Source organism: Streptomyces sp. NPDC006261 (assembly GCF_040613515.1).
Lineage (GTDB): Bacteria > Actinomycetota > Actinomycetes > Streptomycetales > Streptomycetaceae > Streptomyces.
This window is the reverse complement of sequence record NZ_JBEXSI010000005.1, coordinates 128,741-139,277: the sequence shown is the minus strand read 5'-3', so window position 1 is coordinate 139,277 and position 10,537 is coordinate 128,741. Positions and strand designations below refer to the sequence as shown.

Annotated in this window: 5 protein-coding genes; all 5 read right to left on the bottom strand. The window is 73.9% G+C overall.

What is annotated here, in order from left to right; genetic code table 11:
- Nucleotides 1-5: 5 nt before the first annotated feature.
- A complete protein-coding gene (locus tag ABZ154_RS04810; protein ID WP_356829029.1) occupies nucleotides 6-2,252 on the bottom strand; it encodes a bifunctional glycosyltransferase family 2 protein/CDP-glycerol:glycerophosphate glycerophosphotransferase in 2,247 nt (748 codons plus the stop codon).
- 227 nt (nucleotides 2,253-2,479) lie between these two features.
- A complete protein-coding gene (locus ABZ154_RS04805) occupies nucleotides 2,480-3,358 on the bottom strand; it encodes a carbohydrate ABC transporter permease (protein ID WP_356829027.1) in 879 nt (292 codons plus the stop codon).
- 100 nt (nucleotides 3,359-3,458) lie between these two features.
- Nucleotides 3,459-4,745, bottom strand: a complete 1,287-nt coding sequence (locus ABZ154_RS04800) for a sugar ABC transporter permease (protein ID WP_356829025.1) — start codon at nucleotides 4,743-4,745, stop codon at nucleotides 3,459-3,461.
- 91 nt (nucleotides 4,746-4,836) lie between these two features.
- On the bottom strand, nucleotides 4,837-6,198 hold the full coding sequence (locus ABZ154_RS04795; protein WP_356829023.1) for an ABC transporter substrate-binding protein: 1,362 nt from the start codon (nucleotides 6,196-6,198) through the stop codon (nucleotides 4,837-4,839).
- 320 nt (nucleotides 6,199-6,518) lie between these two features.
- Nucleotides 6,519-10,532 carry an FHA domain-containing protein gene (locus ABZ154_RS04790; RefSeq protein WP_356829021.1) on the bottom strand — a complete coding sequence of 1,338 codons (4,014 nt, stop codon included), beginning with the start codon at nucleotides 10,530-10,532 and terminating at the stop codon, nucleotides 6,519-6,521.
- Nucleotides 10,533-10,537: the final 5 nt, after the last annotated feature.

Sequence of the window (10,537 nt, the reverse complement as noted above, 5' to 3'; positions counted from 1 at the left end):
CCGGCTCAGCCCCGCGCCACCCGCGCCCCCGCCGGGTGCTGCTGGGCCGGCACCACCGCCCGCCGGGCCGACGGCGGGAGGGGCAGCGGCAGCCCGTCCGTCTCCCCGAGGAAGACCCGCCGCACCACGCGCTCGGCCGCGTTCCCGTCGTCGTACGGACAGAAGCGGGCCCGGAACGCCGCCCGCAGCTGGGCCGAGCGCGAGCCCCGCCAGTGGTCGGTGGCGAAGATGTCGAACAGCTCGTCCTGACTGCGTGCGACGACGCCGGGAGGGAACGAGGTGATGTCGAAGTAGGTTCCCCGGGCCGCCTCGTACGCCTCGATGTCGTCCAGATGCAGGACCACCGGGCGGTCCAGGTTGACGTAGTCGAACATCAGTGACGAGTAGTCCGTGATCAGCGCGTCCGAGGCGAGCGCCAGCGTCTCCAGGGAGGGGTGGCCGGTGACGTCGATGATCCGGGGATGCGTCGCCGTACGCGTACCGCTGCCGCTGCCGTTCCGGGCGTGAGATGTGCGGGGCGCGCGCTCCAGGATCACGAACTGCGGGCCCAGCACCCGGATCAGCTGCTCCAGGTCCAGGGTGGGCCGCTGGACGCGCCGGTAGTCGCGGTGGGTCGGGGCGTGCAGGAGGGCCGTGGCGCCCGCCGGGATGCCGAGCGTCTTGCGCAGCCGGGCCACGTCGGCGGGTCCGGCGCGGTGGTAGACGTCGTTGCGCGGGGAGCCGTACTCCAGCGTCGTGTACGCGGACGGGTAGGCGCGCTCGCGTACGAGGGTGGAGTGCGGGTTGGCGGAGAGGGCGAAGTCCCACTTGTCGACGTCGCGCAGGACCTGCTCGAAGTCGGTGTCCCGGGCGGCGGCGGGCCGGTCCAGGAGATCCGTGCCGACGGTCTTGAGCGGGGTGCCGTGGTGGGTCTGGAGGAGGATCTGGCCGCGGCGCTTCACCAGTCGGCGGTCGAAGGCGACGTTGTTCACGAGGTACGTGGAACGGGCGAGGGCGCGCCAGTAGGCGAAGGTGCCGGGTGTGAGGGTGCGGGTGGCGGGCGGCACGGTGTGGGCGTGGGGCGGGTCGCAGATCCACGTGGTCCGCAGCCCCGGGACCAGGTCGCGCGCCTTCGCCTCGATCGCGGCCGGGCTGCCCGCGTACCCCCCGCCCCCGTAGGCGGCGAACACCGCGTCCCGGGGGCGCAGCGGCAGCCGGAGCTGGACGCGGTAGTGCGCTTGGAGCGCCGCGCCCCGCACCGCCCGGCGCAGGGCGGCCGCGCCCCGCCGCAGCCCGTCGCCGATCCGCCGGCCCGCTGCCAGGGCCCGGTAGGTGCGGCGCGCGCCCAGTCGCACCAGACCGTGGCGGAGCCGGGCGCGGCGGGGGGCCGGGGCGCCGGTGGTGCGGTAGCGCCGGCAGGAGGCGGCGGCCCGGCGGAAGAAGGCGGCACGGCTGAGGTGGGGCAGTCGGTCGCGGGAGGCGTGTACGGCGCAGAAGTGGTCGAGCATCCGGCGGTACAACACCGGCCGCCACACACTGAGTTCGGGGCGCGCGTCGAGGAACGCGAAGACCCGGTCGTACTGGTCGAAGATGTCGAAGTGCTTCTCGCTGGTGGTGGAGAGGATGTTGCCGCGCCGCCGCTGCCGGTAGGAGACGCAGACCGCGTCCAGGACCGCGATCGACCCGGCGGACATCAGCACCGGGTAGGTCCAGGGGGTGTCCTCGTAGTAGCCGGGCGGGAAGGTGAACCCCTCGGCCTCGACGAAGGAACGGCGGTACGCCTTGTTCCAGACCACCATGAGGAGGTGGAGCAGCTCGGGGCGGTCGGCCAGCCGGAAGGAGGCGGGGCCGCGCTCGTCGAGCCGGTCCGCGAGGACGTTGCGTACGCTCCGGCCCGACCAGTACGTCCGCGCGTAGTCGTACATCAGGACATCGGGGTCGCCGGTCGCCCCGATCCGGTCGGCGATGGCCTGGAGGGACTCCGGGAGGAGGGTGTCGTCGCCGTCCAGGAAGATCAGGTAGTCGCCGGTCGCGCGTTCCATACCCGCGTTGCGGGCCGGTCCGAGGCCGGAGTTGCGGGGGAGGTGGAGCGCGGTGACGCGGGGGTCGCGGCGGGCGTACTCGTCGGCGATCGGGCCGCAGGCGTCCGGGGAGCAGTCGTCGACCACGACGATCTCGAAGTCCTTGAAGGACTGGCTCAGCACGGAATCCAGACACGCGTGCAGATACGCCTGGACCCGGAATGCGGGCACGATGACGGTGAACCGGGGCACTACACATCCATGGGTCGTTCGCGGGAACCAGGTGGCCCGCAAACGTCGGATGGAATGACAGGGTTACGCAGGACGGGGCATTCGGGCGAAGTACGCGGCGAAGCGGCCCGGTTCCGGGGAACAGGGCCGCTTCCGGTTGACGTACGGCTGTACGTGCCGTCGTACGAACGGGTAGGTGCACGAGCCGCATGGACCGAGCTACCGGGCTGACGGACGGGGTTGCCTGGCTACTTGACCGCCCCCGCCATGACGCCCGAGACGAACTGCCGCTGGAAGGCGAAGAACACCGCCAGCGGGATCACCATCGACACGAAGGCGCCGGGCGCCAGGACGTCGATGTTGTTGCCGAACTGGCGTACCTGCTGTTGGAGGGCCACGGTGATCGGCGGCGAGTCGGAGCCCGCGAAGATCAGCGCCACCAGCATGTCGTTCCACACCCACAGGAACTGGAAGATCCCGAGCGAGGCGATCGCCGGACCGCCCAGCGGCATCACGACCCGGGTGAAGAGACGGATCTCGCCCGCCCCGTCGAGCCGTGCGGCCTCCAGCAGCTCGCGCGGGATCTCCGCGAAGAAGTTCCGCAGCAGGAAGATCGCGAACGGCAGCCCGAAGGCCGTGTGGAAGAGGACCACTCCGAGCGTCGTCTCGAAGATCCCGATGGTGCCGAAGAGTTCGGAGACCGGGATCAGGGCGACCTGGACCGGGACCACCAGCAACCCGACGACCAGCAGGAACCACCAGTCACGGCCGGGGAAGTCCATCCAGGCGAAGGCGTACCCGGCGAGTGAACCGATCACCACCACCAGGACGGTGGACGGCACGGTGATCATGATGGTGCTGAGAAGGGATCCGGTGATGGTCGAATTGTCCAGCAGGCGCTGGTAGTTGTCGAAGGTCAGCTCGGAGGGGGCGGTGAAGATCTTCCACCAGCCGGTCGCCGCGATGTCCTCGGATCCGCGGAGCGAGGAGAGGAACAGGCCGATCGTCGGCATGATCCAGAACAGGGCGACCAGGATCAGGAAGACCCGCATCACCCCGCCGCCGAGGCGCGCCGCGATCCGGGCGCCGAGGGACTGCTCGGCCTTGAGTCTCGTGGGCGTACTCATCGTCGTCCCTCCTTCCGCATCCGCCGGATGTTGCTGTTTTTTCCCGGGGGGCGACCCCCGGACCCCCGGCCGGAAGGTGCCACGGGGCGGGCCAGGTCCGTCATCGCCGCCCCTCCTTCCGCATCCGCCGGATGTTGAACAGCATCACCGGCAGCACCAGCAGCAGCAGAAGCACCGCGATGGCGCTGCCGATGCCCAGGTCGGCGTCCGTACCGAACGAGGACCGGTACAGCTGGAGGGCCAGGACGTTCGCGTCGTCCTGGCTGGAGCCCGGCGCGATGATGAAGACCAGGTCGAAGACCTTCAGCACGTTGATCATCAGCGTCACCAGCACCACCGCCAGGACCGGGGCCAGCATCGGCACGGTGATCCGGCGGAACACCTGCCACTCGTTGGCGCCGTCCACCCGGGCCGCCTCCAGGAGCTCGCGCGGCAGACCGGCCAGTCCGGCCGCGATCAGCACCATTGCGAACCCGGCCCACATCCACACGTAACTCCCGATGATCCCGGGGGTCACCAGGGACGGGCCGAGCCAGTCCACGCCGTTGTAGGGCTCGCGGAAGTTGTCCGCGGGCAGCCGCAGTTGGGCCCCGTCCGCCGACGCTGGCAGGGTGAACACCCCGTCGGCCCCGGCGGTCGCGGTGGCGACGACCTCGCCGTCCTTGACCGCCTCCACCTTGAGGCCCTTGAGACCGAGCTCCTCGGGGTCGACGACATTGGGTCTCCCGCCGCCTCCCCGGGTGAAGTCCAGCCAGGCCGTGCCGGTGATCTCGTCCCCGTCCGCCGCCGGAGCCGCCTTCGCCGGGCGGGCGTCGCCGGGCATCCTGGCCGGGGCGACGCCGACCAGCGGCACCTGGACGGCCTCCCCGGCCCGAACCGGATCCTTGGAGACGTACGCCCCGCCCTCACCCTTCTCCAGCGGGTGCACCGGCAGCGGGCGCGCCTTGGGGAAGCCGGCCGACTCGTTGAACGTGTCGTGCACGCTCACCGCGACGGCGTTGGCCACCCCGCGCTCGGGTGCCTGGTCGTAGACGAGGCGGAAGATGATGCCCGCCGCCAGCATGGAGATCGCCATCGGCATGAAGACGATCAGCTTGAACGCCGTGCCCCAGCGGATCCGCTCGGTGAGCACCGCGAAGATCAAACCGAGCGCGGTGGCGACGGTCGGGGCGAACACCACCCAGATCGCGTTGTTCTTCACCGCGGTCAGGATCGTGTCGTCGGTGAACAGCGCCTTGTAGTTGTCGGTCCCGGCGAAGCTCGTGCCCGCCTGGTCGAAGAACGACCGGTAGACCGAGTAGCCGATCGGATAGAGCACCAGGGCGCCGAGCAGCACCAGCGCGGGCAGCAGGAACGCCGCCGCGATGGCTTTGCGGGTGCCGGTCACGCTCTTGCTTCCGGGCTTTGATGACGGCCGCGGGTCCGTGTCTGCGGAGGACGCCGCACCGGCGCCCTCCGCGTTCGTGGTCGCCACCGCGTCAGCTCTTGTACGCCTTGGCCGCCTCGGACTCCAGCTTCTGCTGGGCCCCCGCGACATCCTTCGGGTTCTTCAGGAAGTCCTGGAGGATCTTCCACTCGCCCTTCCCGGGCGTCCCGCCGAACGACTGCGGGGCCTGGTCGGACATGTCGAAGCGGACGTCGTCACCGGCCGCGACGAGCGCCTCGGCCATCGTGCGCTGCACGTCGTTGGGGTACGCGGCCACATCCAGGCTCTTGTTCGGCGAGATGAACCCGCCCGCCTCGGCCCAGATCTTCGCCGCGTCCGCCGAGGCCAGCCAGGTCAGCAGGGCCTGGGCTCCCTTGCTGTCCTTCAGCGCCACGGCCGCGTCGCCACCGGTCACCACGGGGGAGTCCGCGCCGACCGCCGGGAACGGGAAGACCTTCGCGTCCGTACCGATCTTCGCTTCGGTCTGCGCGATGTTGATGGAGACGAAGTCGCCCTCGAAGACCATGGCGCCCTTGGGCTGGTCGCCGCCGGTGAACGTCTGGGTCACCGAGGTCGGGAACTCCGTCTGGAGCGCCCCGTCCGCGCCGCCCGCGATCAGATCCGGCTTGCCGAACAGCTCGGCGAGCGTGGTCAGCGCGTCCTTGACGGACGGGTCGGTCCACGGGATCTCGTGCTTCGCGAGCTGGTCGTACTTCTCCGGGCCCGCCTGGGAGAGGTAGACGTTCTCGAACCAGTCGGTGAGCGTCCAGCCGTCGGCGCCCGCGACGGAGACCGGGGTGACGCCGGAGGCGGAGATGGTCTCCGCGGTGGTGATGAAGTCCTTCCAGGTCTTCGGCTCGGCCGCGCCCGCGTTGTCGAAGGCCGCCGCGTTGTACCAGATCAGGGACTTGTTGGCGGCCTTGAAGTACACGCCGTACTGGGTGCCGTCCACCGCGCCGAGGTCCTGCCAGACCTTGGCGTAGTTCTTCGTCAGCTGGGCCTTCGCCTCGTCGCCGGCCGGCTTGGCCCACTTCTTGGCCACCGCCTGCTGGATGGCGCCCACCTGCGGGATCATCGCGACGTCCGGGGGCTGGCCGCCCGCGATCTTCGTACCGAGGAAGTTGACGATCGGGTCCTGGGCCGGGACGAAGGTGACCTTCGCGCCGGTACGCTTCTCGAACTCGCCCAGCACCTTGGTGAAGTTGGCCTGCTCGGGTCCTGTCCAGACCGCGGCGACGGAGATGTTCTCCCCGTCCAGCTTCGGCAGGGTGACGGTGGGGGCGCCGTCCGTGCCCTTGTCGGTCCCGTCGCCCGACCTCTTCGACTCGCCGCCGTCCCCGCAGCCTGCCAGCGCCAGAGCGCCGACCGCCGTGAAGACGAGTGCGGCCCTGCGTATGGAAAGGGTTGTACGCATTCCTGCCCCGTCTCTTCCGTACGCGCCCGACCACGTCGTCGTCGCCCGGGCTGCGTCGTCCGTGCGCACAGTCCTACGCCCGGTGCGCGGGCCCCGCAATACCACCGCCCGGCCCAACGCGCTGATCGTGATGGCCTCGTGACGTCGTATCAGGCGATGCCGGGGAATGCGGCGGAATGAGGTGAGGGACGGGCGGGCAGGGGCAGGAGTGTCAGGTCGGGCGCGTGCCACCGGGGGTGGGCCGGCGCGGTCCAGCGGCACGTCAGGTTCACGGCCTCACGGCGGGAAACGGGCCTCGGGGTCTCGTCAGGCCTGAGCCGTCACGTCGGGAACGGGATCAGCGGGGGCAGGCGCTCGGCGTTCACCGAGCGGGCCGCGCGTTCCAGGGCGCTGGCGAGCAGGGCCAGGTCCGTGGGCCCGTTGCCCAGCTCGCGGACCGGCCGACGGGTCGGCGGATCGCCCATCCGCTCCCACTCCAGCGGGACGACGGTGGGCCGCAGCGTCGCCGTGCGCGGGATGCGGCCCGTGACCCGGCCCCCCTGGAACGGGGTCACCCGGCCGTCCGGATGACCCAGCCGGCCCCGGCCCGGGGCCGGTTCGTCCGGCGAGGGCGGCAGGACCGGGGCGTCCAGCACGATGCGCAGCCTCGCCCCCCGGGCCAGCTCGGTGTCCTCCGTGCGGTCCGGGCGCGCCGAGGTGGCGACCAGGTGCACCCCGAGCCGGCCGCCGTCCCGGGCCACGGCCTCCAGCGCCCGCACCACGGAACCGGCGGCGGGACGGCCGGGGCTGCCGAGCCCCGGAGCGACCAGTGCGTCGAAGTCGTCGGCGAGCACGACCAGGCGCGGCAGGGGCGAGGGGCCCGGGTCCGACGCCCGTGCGGTGACCTGGCGCAGCCGCAGCGTGCCGCTGGCCGGGGAGTCCAGGTCGCCCCGGCGCTCGGCGCTGCTCGGCGGACGCTGGCCCACGATGCGCCGGGACTCCTCCTGCTGGGCCGCTTCCGCGTGCCGGGCGTGCCAGGCGGCGAAGTCCAGCGGACCGAGCAGCTCGGCGCGGCGCTTCAGCTCGCCGCCCAGGGCCTGCGCGAACTCCCGCATCCGGACCGGGTCGGAGGCGACGAGATGGGTGAAGACGTGCGGCAGCTCCGTACAGGGGAGCAGCCCCTCTCCGCGCTCCTCGGGCTTCCCGCCGGCGCCGTCGACCAGCAGGATGCCGAGCCGGTCGGGCCGGGCGGAGGCGGCGAGCGAGGCCGCGATGGCCCGCAGCAGCTCGGTGCGCCCGCTGCCGGCGGGGCCCTCGATGAGGAGGTGGGGGCCCTCGTCGGCGAGATCGACGCTGAGGGCGCCCCGGGGACCGGCCCCGAGCACCAGCACGGGCCGCCCGGCGTGCACGGCCTGCGGTGTCCGGCCCGCCTCGGCCTCGCCGCCCTGCGGGCCGACCCGGGGGGCGGTACGGGAGAGGTGGGGAGTGCGGCCGGAGGCCCTGCTGTCCGCCCCCGGGTAGGACGTGCGGCCGGAGTCGCGGGTGTCCGCGCCCGGGTACGGCGACCGGCCGGAGCCGTGTGCTCCGGCCGGGGGGCAGGGCGTACGGCCGGAGTCCTGGCGGTCCGAGCCGGGGTACGGAGTGCGGCTTGAGCCCCGGCTTTCAGCGGGCGGGTACGGGGTGTGCCGGTACTCCCGGTTCTCCGTGTCCGGGTACAGCGCGCGGCTGGAGTCCCGGCTGTCCGTGGCCGCGTACGGAGCGCGGCCGGGGCCCCCGCTCTCGGCCGAGGGGTACGGCGTACGGCCGGAGTTCCGGGCCTCGGCGCCTGGGTACGGCGTACGGCCGGAGTCCCGGTCGCCCGTCCCCGCGGACGGCGGACGGGCAGCGTCCCCGGCCCCCGGGTACCGCGTAGGGCCCGAGTCCCGGTCGCCCGCCGACGGGTACGGCGTGCGCCCCGAGGCCGGAGTGTCCTGGGAGCGGTGGTCGTCGTCCGCCGAGCGCTGGGGGCCGACGCGGGGGCCCGTGCTCAGCGTGCGGCCCGAGCCGGGGGTCTCCCGGTCCGCCCGGGACGGGGGGACGGCGGCGGCCCGGGGCACCGAGGCGCCCGGCTGGTCCTCCGCCGTGGAGGCCCAGCGGGCCATCAGCGACGCCGGGGTAGCGCGGGCCAGGCCCAGCTCGTCCAGCAGCCGGGCCGAGGGCGGCAGCGCCGCCGTCGTCGGGCGGCCCGCCAGTGCGGCCGAGCCCTCGTCGCGCAGGGGCGCCAGCGCCCGCCCGAGCCGCTCGGCCCAGGCCGCCGACACCGCGTCCACCGCGGCCACCGTGCCGTGGCCCGCCGCCTGACCGCCCGCCGTACGCAGCAGCCGCAGCGCGGTGGCGACATCGCCGCTGAGCATCGCGACCGCCCCGCACTCGCGGAAGGCGATGGAGGCCCGGCAGGCGGCGTCGTACGTCGCGGCCACCGGGGAGGTGGGCGAGGCGGCCGGGGTCTCGGCCAGGCAGATCAGGTGGATGCCCGCCGCCGCCCCCGCGCCGGCCAGCCGGGCCGTCGTCTCGCGCAGCGCCGCCGTGCCCGGGTCGCCGTCCAGGACGACCACCGTGTGCGGACCCGTGTGCGCGCGGGCGGCGTCGGCCACCGCGGTCCGGTCCAGGTTGGGCCAGCCGGGACCGAGCGGGCCCTCGTCCAGACGGCGGACCAGCTCGGCCGTCCGGGCGGCCGCCTGCTCACGGTCGTAGGCGAGGAGGAGCCGGCAGTCCTGGCCGTGCGTCGGGCGCAGATGCGGCAGCCACCCCAGCCAGGACCACTCGCGCCGGCGCTCCTCCAGGGAGCGGGCGCGGTCCGTGGCGATGAGCACGATCTCCAGGTCGAAGGGGGAGTGCAGCGCGGCGAGCTGAGCCACCGTCGCGCGGGCGAGCCCCGCCAGCCGGGCGCGCGGCCCGGCCAGTCCCAGCGAACCGGCCTCCCGCAGCCCCACCGTCACCGGCACCGACGGCACATCGGCCCGGTCGGTCGTCCCGAGCCGCACCACCAGCGCCTCCGGGTGCCCGTCGTGGCGCTCCCACAGCCGGGGTCCGGGGCCCAGCGCCGTCAGCAGCACGGCCGCCGGGTCCGGCCAGGTGCCCTCGGGCGCGGACGGCACGGCGGAGAAGGGGGATTGGGGCGAGGCGGGGGAGGCGAGGTGGCCCCCGGAGTCACCGAAGGAACCGCCGGAGGCGTACGGGTCGGGGCCCGGGGTCTCCGGGAAGTGAGCGTGACCGGACGGGGCGGGGGCGTGGGCGGAGGGGGAGCGAGCGTGGCCGGACGGAGTGGCCCCCGCCTCCGGCCATGTGCCCCGGCCCGGCTGCTCAGCGCCCTGCGTCTGCTCGCCCCTGCCGCCGCCCTTGAGCCGCCGGGCCCAGGCGCCTATGCCCCCGCGTCGGGGCGCCTCACCGGCACCGGACGGCTCCTGGCCGCCGCCACCGAACGACTCCCGGCTGCTCGCACTCGCGCCCGCCGGACCGAGCGGCTCCCCCCCACCCGCGGCGCCTTCCGGGAACTGCTCCCGGCCGCCATGCATGCGCTGCCGTGCGGCAGCCCCGGAGAAGCCGTGACCGGGGCCGGGGCGCCGGCCCTCGTACCCCACCGGCCCCTCGTGCCTCGTCGGCTCCGGGCGGGGGGCGTAGGACGCCGGCCCCCCGTACGCGGCGGCCGGCGCGTGCGGCTCCGTCTCCACGCGGCTCACCCGCAGGTGGCCCTCGCCGTCCGGGGCCGTAGGGAGCGTCACCGTACGCGAGCCGGCCGTGAGCCGGAGGGCCGATTCGCCGAGCCGCAGCAGGGCGCCGGACGGGAAGCGGACGGGCCGGTCGCCGACCTCCGCGCCGTCCAGGGAGGTGCCGTTCGTCGAGCCGAGGTCGGCGACCGAGACCCGGCCGTCCTCGGAGACCGTCACCGCGCAGTGCAGCCGGGACACGTCCGGGTCGTCCAGCGGGACATCGGCCTCGACGGAGCGGCCGATCCGGATCTGCCCGCCGTGCAGCAGGTGGACTCCGCCGGCGTCCGGCCCGGCGACCACGTGGAGCTGGGCCGGAACGCTGTCGTCGGTCGCCTCGTCCTCGCCGGGGACCTGGAGCGAGAGGACCGCCCCGTCCACCAGCGGCGGCTCACCGAGGGCGATGCGCTGGGAGTCCAGCCGCTCCCGCCCGGCGAAGAGCACCACGGCCCCGCCGCCCTGGGAGCCCTCGGGCCCGGAAACGGCCTGGGCCAGGCCGGAGGCGATGGCGGCCAGCGCCGTCCCTGCGGGGGCGGTGACGAGCACGTCGCAGGCGCGCGCCGGGGTCTGGCCGCTGCGCGGCGCGAGGACGGTCAGCCGGATCTGCATCGCCG

What these genes read in the sequence shown, in the direction of transcription:
- ABZ154_RS04805 (WP_356829027.1), bottom strand. Translation starts at nt 3,358, where the DNA reads ATGAGTACGCCCACGAGACTCAAGGCCGAGCAGTCCCTCGGCGCCCGG.
- ABZ154_RS04795 (WP_356829023.1), bottom strand. Translation starts at nt 6,198, where the DNA reads ATGCGTACAACCCTTTCCATACGCAGGGCCGCACTCGTCTTCACGGCG.
- ABZ154_RS04790 (WP_356829021.1), bottom strand. Translation starts at nt 10,532, where the DNA reads ATGCAGATCCGGCTGACCGTCCTCGCGCCGCGCAGCGGCCAGACCCCG.